General features: G+C 64.2%; 16 protein-coding genes. 13 read left to right on the top strand and 3 right to left on the bottom strand.

Features of this window, described 5'->3' with window-relative positions; genetic code table 11:
- The first annotated feature begins 1 nt into the window (after position 1).
- Both AC0L3P_RS12975 and AC0L3P_RS12970 read left to right on the top strand, forming a co-directional pair.
- Complete coding sequence (locus AC0L3P_RS12975) at positions 2 to 208, top strand: DUF2065 domain-containing protein (protein ID WP_275173497.1); 207 nt, start codon at positions 2 to 4, stop codon at positions 206 to 208.
- Positions 209 to 352: 144 nt separating this feature from the next.
- Entirely contained in the window at positions 353 to 1,852 is a 1,500-nt protein-coding gene (locus AC0L3P_RS12970; RefSeq protein ID WP_354060674.1) for a Do family serine endopeptidase, read from the top strand.
- Positions 1,853 to 1,988: 136 nt separating this feature from the next.
- On the opposite strand, the gene serB is transcribed toward AC0L3P_RS12970, so the two are convergent.
- Positions 1,989 to 2,894, bottom strand: coding sequence for a phosphoserine phosphatase SerB (serB, locus tag AC0L3P_RS12965; protein WP_275173499.1), 906 nt, complete (start codon positions 2,892 to 2,894; stop codon positions 1,989 to 1,991).
- Between the two features lie 11 nt (positions 2,895 to 2,905).
- Between serB and miaA the strand changes: the two genes are divergently transcribed.
- From miaA to AC0L3P_RS12910, 11 genes are all read left to right on the top strand, one after another.
- The gene (gene miaA / locus AC0L3P_RS12960) at positions 2,906 to 3,862 is read left to right on the top strand and encodes a tRNA (adenosine(37)-N6)-dimethylallyltransferase MiaA (protein ID WP_275173500.1); all 957 of its coding nucleotides are present in this window, start codon (positions 2,906 to 2,908) and stop codon (positions 3,860 to 3,862) included.
- Between the two features lie 329 nt (positions 3,863 to 4,191).
- On the top strand, positions 4,192 to 5,967 hold the full coding sequence (locus tag AC0L3P_RS12955) for an acetolactate synthase 3 large subunit (RefSeq protein ID WP_027570800.1): 1,776 nt from the start codon (positions 4,192 to 4,194) through the stop codon (positions 5,965 to 5,967).
- A 153-nt stretch (positions 5,968 to 6,120) separates the two neighbouring features.
- A complete protein-coding gene (locus tag AC0L3P_RS12950; protein WP_354060679.1) occupies positions 6,121 to 7,104 on the top strand; it encodes a threonine dehydratase in 984 nt (327 codons plus the stop codon).
- 23 nt (positions 7,105 to 7,127) lie between these two features.
- Positions 7,128 to 7,670 (top strand): acetolactate synthase small subunit, encoded by a 543-nt coding sequence (gene ilvN / locus AC0L3P_RS12945; RefSeq protein ID WP_007613340.1) that lies wholly within the window; start codon positions 7,128 to 7,130, stop codon positions 7,668 to 7,670.
- Positions 7,671 to 7,673: 3 nt separating this feature from the next.
- Entirely contained in the window at positions 7,674 to 8,363 is a 690-nt protein-coding gene (locus AC0L3P_RS12940; RefSeq protein WP_473302154.1) for a class I SAM-dependent methyltransferase, read from the top strand.
- Between the two features lie 67 nt (positions 8,364 to 8,430).
- Positions 8,431 to 9,327: an EamA family transporter gene (locus tag AC0L3P_RS12935; RefSeq protein WP_275173502.1), complete on the top strand. Its 897-nt coding sequence runs from the start codon at positions 8,431 to 8,433 to the stop codon at positions 9,325 to 9,327.
- 2 nt (positions 9,328 to 9,329) lie between these two features.
- Positions 9,330 to 9,932 carry a LysE family translocator gene (locus tag AC0L3P_RS12930; protein ID WP_473302153.1) on the top strand — a complete coding sequence of 201 codons (603 nt, stop codon included), beginning with the start codon at positions 9,330 to 9,332 and terminating at the stop codon, positions 9,930 to 9,932.
- A gap of 147 nt (positions 9,933 to 10,079) precedes the next feature.
- Positions 10,080 to 11,099, top strand: coding sequence for a ketol-acid reductoisomerase (ilvC, locus tag AC0L3P_RS12925; RefSeq protein WP_007600992.1), 1,020 nt, complete (start codon positions 10,080 to 10,082; stop codon positions 11,097 to 11,099).
- Between the two features lie 474 nt (positions 11,100 to 11,573).
- Positions 11,574 to 12,425, top strand: coding sequence for an SDR family oxidoreductase (locus tag AC0L3P_RS12920; RefSeq protein ID WP_473302152.1), 852 nt, complete (start codon positions 11,574 to 11,576; stop codon positions 12,423 to 12,425).
- A 62-nt stretch (positions 12,426 to 12,487) separates the two neighbouring features.
- Positions 12,488 to 12,682, top strand: a complete 195-nt coding sequence (locus tag AC0L3P_RS12915) for a DUF1330 domain-containing protein (protein ID WP_473302151.1) — start codon at positions 12,488 to 12,490, stop codon at positions 12,680 to 12,682.
- A gap of 328 nt (positions 12,683 to 13,010) precedes the next feature.
- Positions 13,011 to 14,723, top strand: a complete 1,713-nt coding sequence (locus AC0L3P_RS12910) for a sulfatase-like hydrolase/transferase (RefSeq protein ID WP_473302150.1) — start codon at positions 13,011 to 13,013, stop codon at positions 14,721 to 14,723.
- 173 nt (positions 14,724 to 14,896) lie between these two features.
- Here AC0L3P_RS12910 and AC0L3P_RS12905 read toward each other — a convergent pair whose 3' ends face one another.
- Complete coding sequence (locus AC0L3P_RS12905) at positions 14,897 to 16,456, bottom strand: glycine betaine ABC transporter substrate-binding protein (protein ID WP_473302149.1); 1,560 nt, start codon at positions 16,454 to 16,456, stop codon at positions 14,897 to 14,899.
- Positions 16,453 to 17,235: an ATP-binding cassette domain-containing protein gene (locus AC0L3P_RS12900; protein ID WP_473302148.1), complete on the bottom strand. Its 783-nt coding sequence runs from the start codon at positions 17,233 to 17,235 to the stop codon at positions 16,453 to 16,455. Before AC0L3P_RS12900 ends, AC0L3P_RS12905 begins: the two co-directional genes overlap by 4 nt.
- Positions 17,236 to 17,310 lie beyond the last annotated feature (75 nt).

Genomic DNA, 17,310 nt, shown 5'->3' with positions numbered 1-17,310 from the left:
GATGAGGTCCATTGCGTTCACCGACTTCCTCATCGGTTTGGGCATCCTGTTCGTGCTGGAAGGCTTGATGTTCGCGGCAAGCCCGGCCTGGATGCGCAAGGCCATGAAAAGCGCGATGGCCACACCGGACAATATCCTGCGGGCGGTCGGCATTGGTTCGGCCGTGGCCGGCCTGATCCTGATCTGGGTTATGCGACGTCCAATTTAACCGTCGCACCAACGCCAAAGTGAAGGCGAGGGACCGGTTTTCGCCTTATTATCCGGGTCTTGAGGCCCGTTAAGGTCCGCGCTTGCGCCGTCCCCCCGTTCGAGCGCAGTCTTGACGTCGAATCCTTGTTTCCTGGAGATCACAATGACCGCTGCCACCATTGCCCCGACCCGTTTGCGCTTAGGGCTGGCCGCGCTCGCCTTTGGCGTTTTCAGCGCACTCGGCACACCGGCCTATGCGCGCGGACCGGATGGCATCGCCGACGTCGCCGAAAAGGTGATCGACGCGGTCGTCAACATCTCGACCTCGCAGACCGTCGAAGCCAAGGGCGGGGGCGGCGGCAATGCCATGCCGCAATTGCCGCCCGGTTCGCCCTTCGAGGAGTTCTTCGACGACTTCTTCAAGAATCGCAAGGGTCCCGGCGGCGGCAGCAAGGGCGGCGAGAACAGCCCGGCGCCGCGCAAGACCAACTCGCTCGGAAGCGGCTTCATCATCGACACATCAGGCGTCGTCGTCACCAACAACCACGTCATCGCGGACGCCGACGAGATCAACGTCATCCTCAACGACGGCACCAAGATCAAGGCCGAGCTGGTCGGCGTCGACAAGAAGACCGACCTTGCCGTGCTCAAGTTCAAGCCGTCGAAGCCGTTGGTGTCGGTGAAGTTCGGCGATTCCGACAAGCTGCGCCTCGGCGACTGGGTCGTCGCGATCGGCAATCCTTTCAGCCTCGGCGGCACCGTGACGGCCGGTATCGTCTCGGCGAAGAACCGTGACATCTCCTCGGGTCCCTATGACAGCTACATTCAGACCGACGCCTCCATCAATCGCGGCAATTCCGGCGGTCCGCTGTTCAACCTCGATGGCGACGTCATCGGCGTCAACACGCTGATCATCTCGCCCTCCGGCGGCTCGATCGGCATCGGCTTCGCCGTACCGTCAAAGACGGTCGCGGGTGTCGTCGACCAGCTCCGCCAGTTCGGCGAATTGCGCCGCGGCTGGCTGGGCGTGCGCATCCAGAGCGTCACTGACGAGATCGCCGAGAGCCTGAACATCAAGCCGCCGCGCGGTGCGCTGGTTGCCGGCATCGACGACAAGGGCCCGGCCAAGCCGGCCGGCATCGAGCCCGGCGACGTCGTCGTCAAGTTCGACGGCAAGGACGTCAAGGACCCCAAGGATCTCTCTCGCGTGGTCGCCGACACGGCGGTCGGCAAGGAAGTCGACGTCGTCATCATCCGCAAGGGTCAGGAGGAGACCAAGAAGGTCACGCTCGGCCGGTTGCAGGATCCCGAGAAGGTGCAGGCCGCAGTGAAGACCGACGAGCCCGCGCCTGAAAAGACTGTGACACAGAAGGCGCTCGGCCTCGATCTCGCGGCGCTGAGCAAGGATCTGCGTGCACGCTACAAGATCAAGGACACCGTCAAGGGCGTTGTCGTCACCAATGTCGATGCCAATTCGGATGCCGCCGAGAAGCGCCTCTCTGCCGGCGACGTCATCGTTGAAGTCGCGCAGGAGGGCGTTTCCAGCGGCGCCGACATTCAGAAACGGGTCGACCAGCTCAAGAAGGACGGCAAGAAATCGGTGCTGCTGCTGGTGTCGAACGCCGACGGCGAGCTGCGCTTCGTGGCGTTGAGCGTGCAGTAAGGACCGAGTCGCCACACGTTCACTGTCATGCTCCGCGAAAGCGGGGCATCCAGTACGCCGCGGCTTTTCCGTATCCTCGCCCTGTCTCTGGAAACTGGATCACCCGCTTTCGCGGGTGATGACAGCGGAGAGGAGACTAAGCCTCCACGAACTCCTCGCGTCGATACCCCTGCGCATACAGCAGCGCGGTGAGATCGCCATGGTCGATCCGCGCCGCCGCCGCCGCGGCTACCGCGGGCTTCGCATGATACGCCACGCCCAGTCCCGCCGCCTGGATCATCGCGAGATCATTGGCGCCGTCGCCGACCGCCAGCGAGTCGATGTCGTCGAGATCGAACGACTCCATCAGATCCACCAGGGTCGCGAGCTTTGCAGCGCGCCCCAAGATCGGCTCCTTCACCTCGCCGGTGAACTTGCCGTCGCGGACCACGAGCTCGTTGGCGCGGTTCTCCTGGAAGCCGATCCTGGTGGCGACCGCGCTGGTGAACAGCGTGAAGCCGCCGGAGACGAGACAGGCATAGGCGCCATGGGCGCGCATGGTCGCGACCAGTTCGCGGCCACCCGGGGTCAGTGTAATGTGCTTCGCCAGCACCTCGTCGACGGCACTGGCGGGGAGGTCCTTGAGCAGCGCGACGCGCTCGCGCAGCGCCGGCTCGAACTCGACCTCGCCGCGCATCGCGCGTTCGGTGATGGCGGCCACATGGGCCTTCACGCCGACGAAATCGGCGAGCTCGTCGATGCATTCCTGGCCGATCATGGTGGAATCCATGTCGGCGAGAAAAAGCTTCTTGCGCCGGAAGCCGACTGGCTGCACGACGATGTCGATGGGCAGGTCGCCGCGAAGCTCGCGGAGCCGCTGCTCGATGGCGTGACGGTCGCCTTCGAGGTTACTGTCGGCACCGAAGGGGATATCGACTGCAACCCCGTCGAACAGCCAGTGCGCGGGAGCTGCCTGAGGCAGCACAGCGCGGGCGCCGTCGACGATGGTCGAGTCGAGCGCGGGATTATTCGGGTTGCAGATCAGCGTGGCGACGAGGGACATGTGAGGTTTTCGTGAGCGAGGGGCAAGTCGGCAGAAGGCATGTTGGCAAGGCGGTGCTTATCGCAGGCCCGACCGCCAGCGGCAAGTCGGCGCTGGCGCTGGAGCTTGCGCTCGCTGCGGGCGGGGTCGTGATCAATGCCGATTCCATGCAGGTCTACCGCGACCTCCGCATCATCACCGCGCGTCCCACAGATGGCGACGAGGCGCAGGTGCCTCATCGCCTGTACGGCCATGTCGATGCGGCCGTGAATTTTTCGGCTGGTGCCTGGGTGAGCGACGCGGCGAAGGCGCTTGAAGAGGCGCAAGCCAAAGGCCGCCTGCCGATCTTCATCGGCGGCACCGGGCTGTACTTCAAGGCGCTGACGGCGGGCCTTTCCGTGGTACCGCCAATTCCCGCCGAGGTGCGCGAGGACGTTCGGGCGCGGCTGGAGCGGAACGGCGTGGAGGCGCTGCACGCGGAACTCGCAGCCGCCGATCCTCGAGCCGCCGAACGATTGAACCTGCGCGATCGCACGCGCATCGCGCGCGCGCTCGAAGTGGTCGAAGCCACCGGCCGTTCGTTGCTGGACTGGCACCATGAGGGCCAGCCGCCGCTGCTGCCGAAGGACAGTTTTCGCGCCGTGTTCATCGCGCCCGAGCGCGATGAGCTCTATGCCCGCATCGACGCCCGCTTCGACGCCATGCTGGGCGCTGGCGCCTTGCGCGAGGTCGAGCGTCTCGCCGCCCGAAATCTCGATCCGCTGCTGCCGGCGATGAAGGCTCATGGTGTGCCGGCCCTGATCCGGCATCTGCGCGGTGAGCTCAGCCTGGAGCAGGCGGCCACCATCGGCCGCGCCGACACCCGCCACTACGCCAAGCGGCAGTTCACCTGGTTCCGGCACCAATTGCCCGAATTCGAGTGGGTGAAGCCGGAGGAGACGAAGGGCTGGCTGGCGGCGATGGTGAATGCGGCACGGGGCTCCGGCTGACACGCTTTTGTGCCTCGGTTCGCGAATTTACCTCTCGCTCAACCCTGGGAACACCGCTACACTGCCAAAATCGCGCGGGAACGGTCGCATTGCCTTGACATCAGGGCGCTGGCCGCTATGTTTCGCGCAACCTTTGGGAAGCCGGGCACCTGCCATGCGTAATATTATTACCAAACTCCTTATCGCCGTCGTACCCAGGCACACCGCCGGGGGTGGCTAGCTGCCATCCACATGACAGGCGGTGTGCATGGGGCCCTCTTCGGGGCCTTTTTTATTTCCCGAACCGACACGAACGAAGCCGCTGACAACAGCGCATCCGGAGCAAGCCAATGAGCGACAAGAGCCACGATCCGAACCAGATGACCGGCGCCGCGATGATCGTCCGCGCGCTCATCGATCATGGCGTGACCGACATTTTCGGCTATCCCGGCGGCGCGGTGCTCCCGATCTACGACGAGATCTTTCAGCAGAGCGAAGTCCAGCACATCCTGGTTCGCCACGAGCAGGGCGCGGGCCACGCCGCCGAGGGCTATGCGCGTTCGACCGGCAGGCCGGGCGTCGCACTGGTGACCTCCGGTCCCGGCGCCACCAACATGGTGACGCCGCTCACCGACGCGTTGATGGACTCGATCCCGCTGGTTTGCATCTCCGGCCAGGTGCCGACGCATCTGATCGGCAACGACGCGTTCCAGGAATGCGACACCGTCGGCATCACGCGCCCCTGCACCAAACACAACTGGCTGGTGCGCGACGTCAACGATCTCGCAAAGGTGCTGCACGAGGCGTTTTACGTTGCGACCACGGGTCGACCGGGTCCGGTGCTCGTCGACGTGCCCAAGGACGTGCAGTTCGCGACCGGCACCTATCATCCGCCGCGCAAGTCCGACGTGCATCGCTCCTACGCGCCGCGGGTGAAGGGCGATGCGACGCAGATCCGCAAGGCCGTGGCCCTGCTCGCAGGCGCCAAGCGCCCCGTGATCTACAGCGGCGGCGGCGTGATCAATTCCGGCCCCGAGGCAACCAGGCTGCTGCGCGAATTGGTCGAGGTCACCGGTTTCCCGATCACCTCGACCCTGATGGGCCTCGGCGCCTATCCCGCGTCGGGCAAGAGCTGGCTCGGCATGCTCGGCATGCACGGCACCTACGAAGCCAACATGACCATGCATGATTGCGACGTCATGCTGTGCGTCGGCGCGCGCTTCGACGATCGCATCACCGGCCGCGTCGACGCGTTCTCGCCGGGCTCGAAGAAGATCCACATCGACATCGACCCGTCCTCGATCAACAAGAACATCCGCGTCGACGTGCCGATCATCGGCGACTGCGGCAACATCCTCGGCGACATACTCCAGGTGTTCAAGGCGGAGGCGAAGAAGCCCGACATCAAGGCGTGGTGGCAGCAGATCGCGCAGTGGCGCGCCCGCAACTCGCTCTATTACAGGAAGAGCAACGACGTCATCCTGCCGCAGCATGCGATCCAGAGCCTGTTCGAGGCGACCCGCGGCAAGGACACCTACATCACCACCGAGGTCGGCCAGCATCAGATGTGGGCCGCGCAGTTCTACGGCTTCGAGGAGCCGCATCGCTGGATGACCTCGGGCGGTCTCGGCACCATGGGCTACGGCTTGCCGGCCGCGGTCGGCGTGCAGGTTGCCCATCCCGACAGCCTCGTCATCGACATCGCGGGGGATGCCTCGGTGCAGATGACGATGCAGGAGATGTCGACGGCGGTGCAGTACGAGCTGCCGATCAAGATCTTCATCCTGAACAACCAATACATGGGCATGGTGCGGCAGTGGCAGCAGCTGCTCCATGGCAACCGCCTGTCGCATTCCTACTCGGAGGCGATGCCGGACTTCGTCAAGCTCGCGGAAGCCTATGGCGGGGTCGGCATCCAGGTGCACAAGCCCGGCGATCTCGACGGCGCCATCCAGGAGATGATCTCGGTCAAGCGCCCGGTGCTGTTCGACTGCCGCGTCGCGTCGCTCGAAAACTGTTTCCCGATGATTCCCTCCGGCAAGGCGCACAACGAGATGCTGTTGCCGGAGCAGGCGAACGACGAAGCCACCGCAAAGGCGTTCGCCGGCGGCAAGGCGCTGGTGTGAGCGTGATCGTCACAAATTCAGCTGTCATCGCCCGGCCTGACCGGGCGATCCAGTACGCCGCGGCCTCTCGATCGTCCTCGGGGGCCTCTGGAATACTGGATCCCCGCCTTCGCGGGGATGACAGTCGCGAGAGATGGTTGATGGGAAGGTAAAATGTTCGACCTGAAGGAGCTCGAACGCGCACATGCGATCGTGGGGCAGGCGGTGCCGGCAACGCCGGCGCACGCCTGGCCGCTGCTCGCCGAGCGGCTCGGCACGCAAGTTCTGGTCAAGCACGAGAACCACACGCCGACGGGCGCCTTCAAGGTGCGCGGCGGGCTCGTCTATCTCGATCGGCTGAAGCGCGAACGGCCGAACATTCCGGGCATCATTTCGGCGACGCGCGGCAATCATGGCCAGAGCCTCGCCTTTGCGGCGAGCCGCCATGGCGTGCCTGCCGTGATTTATGTGCCGCGCGGCAATTCGGTTGAGAAGAACCGGGCGATGAAGGCGTTTGGCGCCGAGCTCGTTGAGCATGGCGAGGACTTTCAGGCCGCACGCGAGGAAGCCGGACGCCACGCGCAGTTTGCCGGGCTGCACATGGTGCCGTCGTTCCATACGGACCTGGTGCTGGGCGTGGCGACCTATGCGCTCGAATTGTTCCGGGCCGCGCCGGATCTCGACATCCTCTATGTGCCGATCGGGCAAGGCTCGGGGATCTGCGGCTGCATCATGGCGCGCGATCTGCTCGGCCTGAAGACCGAGATCGTCGGCGTGCAGTCGACCGAGGCGCCGTCCTACGCGCTGTCGTTTGCGGCGGGCCACGTCGTGACGACCGAGACCAGCAACACGCTCGCGGACGGCATGGCGACGCGGATTCCCGATCCGGAAGCGCTCGCGGTCATCCTCAAGGGCGCCTCGCGTATCGTCCAGGTGACGGACGATGAGATCGCGCTCGCGATCCGTGCGCTCTGGACCGACACGCACAATCTCGCCGAAGGCGCCGGCGCCGCCGCGCTCGCTGCGGCGCTTCAGGAAAAGAAAAGATTGTCGGGCAAGCGCGTCGGTCTCGTGCTGTCCGGCGGCAATATCGATTTCGATCTGTTCCGCGGTTGGGTCGGAACGGATGCGCCGGTCGCTCATCGGGCGACGGCGTAACGACGAGAATGAAGGGGACGACAATGAACCAGCCCGCATCCGCCTATTTCATCGAGGAGCGCCACGACCCGAACGAGACGCACACGCTTTCGGTGCTCGTGCAGAACGAGCCCGGCGTGCTCGCGCGCGTCATCGGCCTGTTCTCGGGGCGCGGCTACAACATCGAGAGCCTCACGGTCTCGGAGACCGAAAGCCAGAAGCATCTCTCGCGCATCACCATCGTCACCACGGGTACGCCGATGGTCATCGAGCAGATCAAGCATCAGCTCGACCGCATGATCCCGGTCTATCGCGTCGTCGACATGACGCTGACCAAGCGCTCGATCGAGCGCGAGCTGGCGATGGTCAAGGTGCGCGGGCAGGGCGAGCATCGCGTCGAGGCGCTGCGGCTGGCGGACGCGTTCCGCGCCCGCGTGATCGACGCCACCACCGAGAGCTTTGTGTTCGAGATCACAGGCAATACCGACAAGATCAATCAGTTTATCGACCTGATGCGTCCGCTTGGCCTCGTCGAAGTGTCGCGCACCGGTGTTGCCGCGATCGGTCGCGGGCCTGAAGGAATGTGAGCCATGCTGGCGCGCGACTGGTATTACAACGAGCGGAACCGGATGGGGATCGGGCCTGCAGTGGCCTCGATCTACGACAGTCACGACGATGCCGATCTACGGGCGCGCGCCGCGCTGAAAATGCTCGGAGTCCAGCGCGGCTGGCGCATTGCCGACATCGGTTGCGGCAACGGCGTGCTCGCGACCGAGGCTGCGCTGATGGGCGCCGAGGTCGACGCCATCGACATCTCGCCCGCGATGCTGGCGCTCGCCGAGATCTACGCGCGCGACCGCAAGGCGCCCGTGCGCACGCAGTCCGCCGGCCTGCTCAGCTTCGCCTACCGGCCGGAATCCTATGACCTGATCGTCAGCGAGTTCACGCTGCACCATCTGCCGGATTTCTGGAAGGCGGTGGCCATGTCGCGGATCTATCGCGCGCTCAAGCCCGGTGCCACGTTCTATTTGCGCGACATCGTCTACGCCTCGATGCCCGACGCCGTCGAGCGCGACGTCGAGCAATGGGCCGACTTTGAGATCAAGAACCACGATGTCCCGCGTGAAAGCGTCGTCACCCACATGCGCGACGAGTATTCAACTTTTGGCTGGGTCATGGAGCGGATGCTGACCGACGTCGGCTTCTCGATGGTCTCGGCCGATTATCACGCCCCGATGCACGGCACTTATCTGCTGCGGAAACCCAATTCTTCCACGTAACGGCCGGCAAGCGGCTCGACCAGAACAACAAGCAGGGCTGCACGACAGAGCAGAACCGGAAACGACAATGAAGCCGGCCGACATCCTCATCGCCATCCTGGTGGCGATCATCTGGGGGCTTGCCTTCGTGGCAAGCCGGATCGCGCTCGACGAGTTTTCGCCGGAGCTGATGACAGCGATGCGCTTCACCATTGCCGCGGTCCCGTGCCTGTTCATTCGTAAGCCGAAGGTCGCCTGGTCGCTCCTGATCGCGATCAGCTTCACACTGTTCCTCGGCCAGTTTCTGAGCCAGGCCTATGGCATCGCCCATGGCGTGCCGGTGGGGCTGACCAGCGTCGTCGTGCAGAGCCAGGCACTGTTTACGATCGGCTTTGCCGCGATCGCATTCGGCGAGCGGCCGACGCCGGTGCAGACGCTGGGCATCGTCATCGCAGCAATCGGTCTTTTGATGATCTGCGGCACGGTCGGCTATGATTTCAGCGTCGGTGCGTTCGCCGTGCTGATGATCGCGCCGGTCAGCTTTGCGGTCGGCAATATCCTGTTGCGCGGCGCCCGCGGCGTGCCGATGTTCGATCTGTTCGCCTGGTTGTGCCTCGCCACCGCGGTCCCGCTGTTCGCGCTCACGCTGGTCGTCAATGGACCGACGCCGACCTGGCAGTCGCTGATCCACATGTCGCTCACCGGTCTCATTTGCCTGCTGTTGATCGGCGGCATCTCCACGAGCATCGCCTATTGGCTGTGGGGTCGGCTGCTGCGTGACTATCCCCCCGCGCAAGTGGTGCCATTCGCGCTGCTGGTGCCGTTCGTCGGATCGGCCGCGTCCAGCATCGTGTTCGGCGAGCGGTTCGGTCCGCTGCGCCTTGCCGGCATGCTCACGGTGATCGGCGGTATCGCGGTGATGGTGCTGGCGAAGCGCCCCGAGGCGGTACTCCAGAAAACCACAGCCGAAGGCCGCGTGAGGTGAGCATGTCCCAATCGCTGCTGTATGGCTTCCTCGCCTTCATGGCCGTGATGTATTTCACGCCTGGGCCGAACAACATTATGTTGCTGTCCTCGGGGCTGACCTATGGCTTCCGGCGCACCATTCCCCACATCGCCGGCGTCGTTATCGGCTTCGCCTTCATGATTGCAGCGGTCGGCCTCGGGCTTGGCACGGTGTTCCTGGCCTATCCGATCCTGCAGACCATCTTGAAATATGCCGGCGCCGCCTACCTGCTCTACCTGGCCGCCGTGATCGCTTTCTCGGGTCCGGCCAAGCCGGGCGAGGGAGACGGCCGCGGCCCGATGACCTTCCTGGGGGCCGCCATGTTCCAATGGATCAACGCAAAAGGCTGGGTGATCGTGATCGGCACTATCACCGCCTATGCGGCTATCGCCCAATTCCCGCTCAACATCGCAATCCAGACCTTGATCAGCCTGCTCGTCGGCACGGTCTCGACGGTGGTCTGGGCCTTCTTCGGCACCGCACTGCGGCCGGTCCTGACCTCCGTCCGGATGGTCCGCGCCTTCAACCTCCTGATGGCGATCCTGCTACTGGCGTCGCTCTACCCCGTGGTCATGGATGCATGATGCCCCGGTTTTCCATGCAGAAACGGGTTTCCCAGGGGACGCAAAATGCTCTAGACAGCCCCCGAAATCCCCAAATTTCACCATCCGAGACCTGACTGACAAGACCTGACCAACGGCCGATTCCGGCCCCTGAACGAGGAAACGACCATGCGTGTTTATTATGATCGCGACGCCGACCTGAACCTGATCAAGGGCAAGAAGGTCGTCATCGTCGGCTATGGCAGCCAGGGCCACGCCCATGCGCTGAACCTGAAGGATTCCGGCGTCAAGGACGTGGCGATTGCGCTCCGCAAGGGTTCGGCCTCGGCCAAGAAGGCGGAAGCTGCCGGTTTCAAGGTGATGGAAGTCGCCGAGGCCGCCAAATGGGCCGATCTGGTCATGATGCTGACCCCGGACGAACTCCAGGGCGACATCTACCGCGAGCACCTGCACGACAACATGAAGAAGGGCGCGGCTCTCGTCTTCGCGCACGGTCTCAACGTCCACTTCAACCTGCTCGACCCGCGCGCCGACCTCGACGTTCTCATGATCGCGCCGAAGGGCCCTGGCCACACGGTGCGCTCGGAGTATCAGCGCGGCGGCGGCGTGCCCTGCCTGATCGCGATCGCCAAGGACGTCTCGGGTAACGCCCACGACCTCGGCCTGTCCTACGCCTCCGCCGTCGGCGGCGGCCGTGCCGGCATCATCGAGACCACCTTCAAGGAAGAGTGCGAGACCGACTTGTTCGGCGAGCAGGTGGTGCTCTGCGGCGGCTTGGTCGAGCTGATCAAGGGCGGCTACGAGACGCTGGTCGAAGCCGGCTACGCGCCGGAGATGGCCTATTTCGAGTGCCTGCACGAGGTGAAGCTGATCGTCGACCTGATCTATGAAGGCGGCATCGCCAACATGAACTACTCGATCTCCAACACCGCCGAGTACGGCGAGTACGTCACCGGTCCGCGCATCGTCACCGACGAGACCAAGAAGGAGATGAAGCGGGTTCTGAACGACATCCAGTCCGGCAAGTTCGCCCGCGACTGGATGCTCGAGAACAAGGTCAACCAGACCTCGTTCAAGGCGACTCGCGCCAAGCTCGCCGAGCACCCGATCGAGGAAGTCGGCGCCAAGCTGCGCGACATGATGCCCTGGATCAAGAAGGGCGCGCTGGTCGACAAGAGCAAGAACTAAGGCGCGGTCGTCCGGATGCGGCGTATCGGTTGCGCCGCATCCGGACACGCGAGCGAAAACACAAGCTTCGCTCGCCAAACCAATTCTTAAATCTTCGCGACTATATTCGAGCGAGATCGCAGCCGGCGATCTCGCTCTTTCTGTCTCGCGCGAAGCATTGCTGCTTCATTCAAATTCTTCGCGAGCCGAAGTGCTTCCTGAGCACGAAGAACTGACGCTTAAACCACATTCTTGGTCTTGTGTTGTTTCACAGGTTTTTTCGGAAGCTCCCGATCCTCAAAAGCGCAACGGTTTCAGGGTCAAGGATTCCGTTCTTCATCCATATCTTCATGATGCAATCAATTTCACGTCGCGACCTTCGCGCCTCGCTTCACCTTAAGAACTGACATCTGCGGCGTCTCCTTGACCGGTGGCGGCATTGCGCCCCGGCACCTTTCCCCTGCATGATCGCGGGAGCTCTTGGGCGGAAAGATCATGCGATCCGTCGTCGTCACCGGCGCGTCCACCGGCATCGGCTGGGCCATTGCTAAATTTCTGGTCGGGCGCGGCTATCGCGTTTTCGGAAGCGTCCGCAAGCAGGCCGATGCGGATCGGCTTACGGGTGAGTTCGGTGCGAACTTCACGCCGCTGCTGTTCGACGTCACCGACGAGGCGGCGGTCCTCGCCGCTGCGCGAAAAGTCCGCGAGGCTCTGGGCGGCGAGACGCTGGCCGGTCTCGTCAACAACGCCGGCGTCGCGGTCGCCGGTCCCGTGCTCGAGCTGTCGGCCGATGATTTCCGGCGCCAGATGGACATCAACGTCATCGGCCCTGTTATCGCGACGCAGGCCTTCGGGCCGCTGCTCGGCGCCGACCCCTCGCTGAAGGGGCCGAAGGGCCGGATCGTGATGATCAGCTCGGTCGCCGGCAAGAACGGCAATCCGTTGTTGGCGCCATACTGCACCTCGAAGCACGCGATTGAGGGATTGTCGGAGAGCTTGCGCCGCGAATTGATGCTGTTCGGCATCGACGTCATCATCGTCGCCCCTGGCGCAGTCAAGACGCCGATCTGGAGCAAGGCCGAGCAGATCGATCTCTCGGTCTACCAGAACTCGCCTTATCTGCCGGCGTTGAACAAGGTCATGACGTTCATGATGAAGCTCGGCGAGACCGGGCTGCCGGCCGAGCGGATCGCCGAGGTCGTTTTGGAGGCGCTCACCGCTGAGAGGCCCAAGGTTCGCTACCAGATCACGCCGGACCGGATGCGACATTTGATGACGGCTACGCTGCCCAAGCGTGTGGTCGACCGCATCATCGCCAAGCGGCTCGGGCTGCTGCCGCAGGGCTGAGCCTCTGAGGTGAGACCATTGCCAGACAGGTGATCGATTTCCGATCGTGGGAGCGTCTTGAGATGCCGGCTTATGTGATTTTCGACGTCGAGATCAGGGATTTGCAGCAGTACCAAAGCTTTATGTTGGGCGTGAAGCCCGCCCTGGAGGCCGCCGGAGCCAGATATCTGGCGCGCGGGGGCGCCCACAAGGTTTACGAGGGGGATTGGCAGCCCCACAGGATCGTTCTGCTGGAATTCCCATCCGTCGCAGTCTAGGAGGCGTTCTACACAGGCGCGACCTACCAGGGACTCAAAGCGGTCCGGGACGCTTGCAGTTCTGCCCGCCTGGTCGGCGTCGAGGGCCTTGACTAGACGGCAAGTCGGTTCTGCACTGCGGGATTTGCCCTGGGGACGAATTGGGCGCGGAGACCAATCGGCTTCCGCTAACATTAAGCGAAGGTCGGATCGCGACACGCGTTGCTTGTCCGTGACCGTTCAATTACAGTTTTATGACACGGTGCAGGCCTTCCGGCTGCGCCGAACGCCGCAGGCCCGGTCAGCCGGCTCGGCATCACCGTGCCGGACCAGCAGTTGCGTGTCGTCGATGGCGTCCGCGCCCAATCCAGGTCCTTCTGCCACGACCGCCGTACTGGCCAGCGTCGCCGCGCTCGGCATCTGGCGGCTGCTCGCCCTTGCGGCGCCGCATCTCGCTGCGCTCGTCCTGATGTACGAGACCGAGACGGATTTCGGCGCACGGCTCTCCTTCGTGCTGGCCTGGGGCATCCTCAACTTCTTCTGGATCACACTGCTGCGGCGGCCGGCGCTCTCGGGTGCGCTGTCGCTGACCCTGGTCGTGGTGCTGGTGCTGCTGTCACGGCTGAAGCACGACGTCGTGCAGATGACGGTGAACTTCATCGACCTGATGATGATCGACCGCGACACGGTGGCGTTCCTGTTCACGATCTTCCCGAATTTGCGCTGGTCGGTGATCGGGGCCGGCCTCGTCACGCTGCCGCTGATGTATGCGCTGTGGTGGCTCGACCCATTCCGCATCCGTAGGCTGCCGGCGCTCGCCTGCAAGCTCGCCTGCCTCGCCGCGCTGGTCGGCTATTCGCTCTATCATCCGGACGAGGCCTGGCGCGGCTATTACGACGACGGCTATCTCTCGAAGTTCTTCCGCTCCGGCGTCAGCGCGGTCTCCGACTTCGCGCAATACGGCTTCATGGAGTCGACGGCTTCGACCAACGAACGGCTCAACATGCCGCTGGTCGATGCTTGCCATCCCGCCGGCCGGCGGCCGAACATCATCATGATCCATGATGAATCGAGCTTCGACATCCGCGCTGCGCAGGGCATTAAGGTGCCGCCGGGCTACGGCAGCCATTTCAAATCCTGGGACGGCAAGGAGCGCGCGTTTCTGGCCGAGAGCAATGGCGGGCCGAGCTGGTTCACCGAATACAATGTGCTCGCGGGGTTGTCGTCGCGCTCGTTCGGCCGCTTCGCCTATTTCGTGACCCGCATCGCGACGGGCCGCGTCGAGCGCGGTCTCCCGCTGGCGCTGCGCCGCTGCGGCTACGATACGATGTCGCTCTACCCCGCCCATGGCGGCTTCATGGCCGCGCGCAGCTTTCAGGTGACGACCGGCATCGAACGCTTCCTCGATTCCAAGGATCTCGGCGCCAAGGATGTCGAGCCGGATAGCTTCTTCTACGACAAGGCGCTCCGGCTGATGGGTGAGCGAACGCCGAACAAGCCGCTGTTCACCTTCATCTATCTCGGCGCCAATCATTTCCCCTGGGAGACGCGCTTCCGCCCGGATCTGCTGCCGAACTGGCGCGCACCGGGCAATGTGCCCTCCATCGACGAATATCTGCGCCGGCAGGCGATGAGCGCCGAGCAATACAAGGCTTTTCTCGCGAGCCTGAAGAAGAAATTTCCCGGCGAGCCCTTCCTGATCGTGCGCTACGGCGATCACCAGCCGGAATTCGCGCCTGCTATCCTCGAGCCCGGGCTCGACGAGGGCGCTCTCGGCAAGAAGCTCGACGCCTACGACCCACGTCTTTACGCGACCTACTACGCGATCGACGCCGTCAATTTCGAGCCGGTGAAGAGCGAGGCCGTGATGGACACGGTCGATGGCCCGTATCTGCCGCTGGTCATCCAGGAAGCTGCCGGCATCCCGCTCGATCCGTCCTTCGCTGAGCAGAAGGAGATCATGCTCCGCTGCAAGGGCATATTCTACGGTTGCAAGGACGGGGCCGAAGCGCGCCGGCTGAACCGGCTGCTGATCGATGCGGGGATGATCAGAGGGTTGTAGCGTCTCTCCAACGTCGTCCTGGCGAAGGCCATGACCCATACCGCGTGATTTATCGTTGGCAAAATGTGTTGGTTCCAACGAAATCGTGGTGGGCTATCGGACTTCGACAATTGCCTTGTGGGGGGTGATGGATCCTGGCCTTCGCCAGGACGACATCGAATGAATGGCGCGGCTTACCGCCCACCCACCTTCTCCCACAGCCATTTCGCCACCGCATCCGGCGACGAATTCGCATCATTGCCGGCGGCGCGTAAATTGGCTTCGCGCATGGTCGCGATGTCGATCTTGCCGAGCAGCGGTTTCAGTGCGGCCTGCAACCGCTCGTCGCCGGCCCGTTTCGGGGCCAGCAGCAGGATGGCGTCGTAGGGCGGGATCGCGTGCCTGGGATCGTCGAGCGCAACGAGATCGTATTTTGCGATCAGCCCGTCGCTGGTGTAGCCCGCGATGACATCGACCTCGCCGCTGGCGACGGCCGCATACATGAAGTCCGGCTGCATCTGGCGCTGGGCGCGGAACGAGAGGCCATAGGCCTTTTGCAGCGCCGCCCATTCGGGTCGCGAGAAGAACTCATAGTCGCCGGCGATCGACAGGGTCGAAGCCTGCGCGGCGAGATCGGCGATGGTGCGGATGCCAAGTGCCTCGGCGCGCTTCTTCGGGATCACCAGCGCATAGGCGTTCTCGAATCCGAGCTCGCCGAGCAGGGTGATGTTCTCCTTCGCAAGCGCCGTTTGCAGCTCCGCCAGCAGCTCCGCGCGCGGCTTGATGTCCGTGCGGTGAAGCTGATTGGCCCAGAGCGTGCCGGAGTAATCGACATAGAGATCGATGTCGCCGGCTTTCAAGGCCTCGAAGATCACGCTCGAGCCGAGACCGGATCGTGCAACGGCGGAGAGACCGGCGGCCTGAAGCCGGTCCCGCATCAGCGCCGACAGCACATATTGCTCGGCAAACGTCTTGGCGCCGACGACATAGCTCTGTGATGAGCGCCCCATCGTCGGCACCAGTGTTGCGACGACCAGTGCGGCGATCCCGGCCGCGCCAAGCGCTGTACGCACGCGGTTGCGCCAGCGCAGGCCGCTCTCGATCAGCCCGAGCAGTTGATCGACGGCGAGCGCCAGCAGGGCCGAGGCAAAGCAGCCGAACAGCACGAACACCCAGTTCTGGGTCTGGAGCCCGGCAAAGATGTAATTGCCGAGGCTGGTCTGCCCGATCGGGGTCGACAGCGTCGCGGTGCCGATCACCCACACTGCGGCGGTACGGATGCCAGCCATCATCACCGGGAGAGCCAGCGGCAGTTCGACCATCACCAGAGACTGCGGTGCGGTCATTCCGACGCCCTTCGCGGCCTCGATCAGCGCGGGATCGATGCCGTTGAGGCCGGTGATGCCATTGCGCAGCACTGGCAGCATCGAATAGAGCGCCAGCGCCAGCATCGCCGGCAGGAAGCCGAAAGCGGAGAAGGAGACGCCGAACCAGGCCAGCGTTACGGAGGCCGCGAGCAGCAGGAGCGGATAGAACAGCGCGAGCAGCGCCAGCCCGGGTACCGTCTGCACGATGCTGGCGAGCGCGAGCAGCACGGCGCGCGGCGTGGGGCGGTTGCGGGTCAGGATCGCCAGCGGCAGGCTGACCATCAGGCCGAGCGCAAGTGCGGCAAGACTCACCCGGACGTGGTTGCCGAGATAGTCGGGCAAATGCCCCAGCGCCTCGCCCCAGCGCGGATCGGTGAAAAGGCTCATGCCGCCCCGCTCTGTGGCAGCAGCGCGTTCAATCGCTCGACCTGGCGACGCGGCGTCCGCAGCAACTCCAGCACGTAGGCGTCTTTGCTGTTCGAGAGCTCCACTGGCGTGCCCTGCGCCAGCAGCTTCCCGCCGCGCATCACCGCGATGCGGTCCGCGAGCAGGATCGCTTCCGTCATGTCGTGGGTGATCATCACGGTGGTCAGGCCGAGCTTGCGGTGCAGCTCGCGAAAATCGTCGCCGAGTGCATCGCGGGTGAGGGGATCGAGCGCGCCGAATGGCTCATCCATCAGCACGATCCGGGGCCTTGCCGCAAGCGCCCGCGCCACGCCGACACGCTGGCGCTGGCCGCCCGAGAGCGCATCCGGCAACCGCTCGCGATGCGCGGCCCGGTCGAGCTGCACGAGCTCGAGCAACTCATCGACCCGCGTTGCGATATCCGCCGCCGGGACGCCGAGCAGTTTTGGCGTGATCCCGATATTGTCGGCGACGCTCAGATGCGGGAACAGCCCGCCGCTCTGGAAGACGTAGCCGATGCGGCGCCGCAGCGCGACCGGATCGACGGATTGCACGTCGTCGCCCTCGACCGTGATCGTGCCGCCATCCGCCTCGATCAGGCGGTTGGCGAGCCGCAGCAGCGTCGTCTTGCCCGATCCCGAGCCGCCGACGACGGCGACAAACTCGCCTTCGGCGATGTCGAGTGACACATTGTCCACGGCCTTCAGCGCGCCGAAGCTCTTGGTGACGTGGGCATAGCCAATCATCGGCCTGGATCGCATCGGGCGGGGCTCACTGCGCTAACCCGCCCGTGGGGCAGGGGATGACGAGGCCCATGCGTAGCACGCTTGGCGGCT

This window comes from Bradyrhizobium sp. WSM4874 (assembly GCF_055811835.1).
The sequence above is the reverse complement of the archived record's forward strand: the minus strand, read 5'-3'. Positions and strand labels throughout refer to the sequence as shown.

Coding starts and splice junctions, on each gene's coding strand:
- serB (WP_275173499.1), bottom strand. CDS start 2,894: ATGTCCCTCGTCGCCACGCTGATCTGCAACCCGAATAATCCCGCGCTC.
- AC0L3P_RS12930 (WP_473302153.1), top strand. CDS start 9,330: ATGTCCCAATCGCTGCTGTATGGCTTCCTCGCCTTCATGGCCGTGATG.
- AC0L3P_RS12950 (WP_354060679.1), top strand. CDS start 6,121: ATGTTCGACCTGAAGGAGCTCGAACGCGCACATGCGATCGTGGGGCAG.
- ilvC (WP_007600992.1), top strand. CDS start 10,080: ATGCGTGTTTATTATGATCGCGACGCCGACCTGAACCTGATCAAGGGC.
- AC0L3P_RS12935 (WP_275173502.1), top strand. CDS start 8,431: ATGAAGCCGGCCGACATCCTCATCGCCATCCTGGTGGCGATCATCTGG.
- AC0L3P_RS12920 (WP_473302152.1), top strand. CDS start 11,574: ATGCGATCCGTCGTCGTCACCGGCGCGTCCACCGGCATCGGCTGGGCC.
- AC0L3P_RS12970 (WP_354060674.1), top strand. CDS start 353: ATGACCGCTGCCACCATTGCCCCGACCCGTTTGCGCTTAGGGCTGGCC.
- AC0L3P_RS12955 (WP_027570800.1), top strand. CDS start 4,192: ATGAGCGACAAGAGCCACGATCCGAACCAGATGACCGGCGCCGCGATG.
- AC0L3P_RS12975 (WP_275173497.1), top strand. CDS start 2: ATGAGGTCCATTGCGTTCACCGACTTCCTCATCGGTTTGGGCATCCTG.
- AC0L3P_RS12940 (WP_473302154.1), top strand. CDS start 7,674: ATGCTGGCGCGCGACTGGTATTACAACGAGCGGAACCGGATGGGGATC.
- AC0L3P_RS12915 (WP_473302151.1), top strand. CDS start 12,488: ATGCCGGCTTATGTGATTTTCGACGTCGAGATCAGGGATTTGCAGCAG.
- AC0L3P_RS12910 (WP_473302150.1), top strand. CDS start 13,011: ATGGCGTCCGCGCCCAATCCAGGTCCTTCTGCCACGACCGCCGTACTG.
- ilvN (WP_007613340.1), top strand. CDS start 7,128: ATGAACCAGCCCGCATCCGCCTATTTCATCGAGGAGCGCCACGACCCG.
- AC0L3P_RS12905 (WP_473302149.1), bottom strand. CDS start 16,456: ATGAGCCTTTTCACCGATCCGCGCTGGGGCGAGGCGCTGGGGCATTTG.
- AC0L3P_RS12900 (WP_473302148.1), bottom strand. CDS start 17,235: ATGCGATCCAGGCCGATGATTGGCTATGCCCACGTCACCAAGAGCTTC.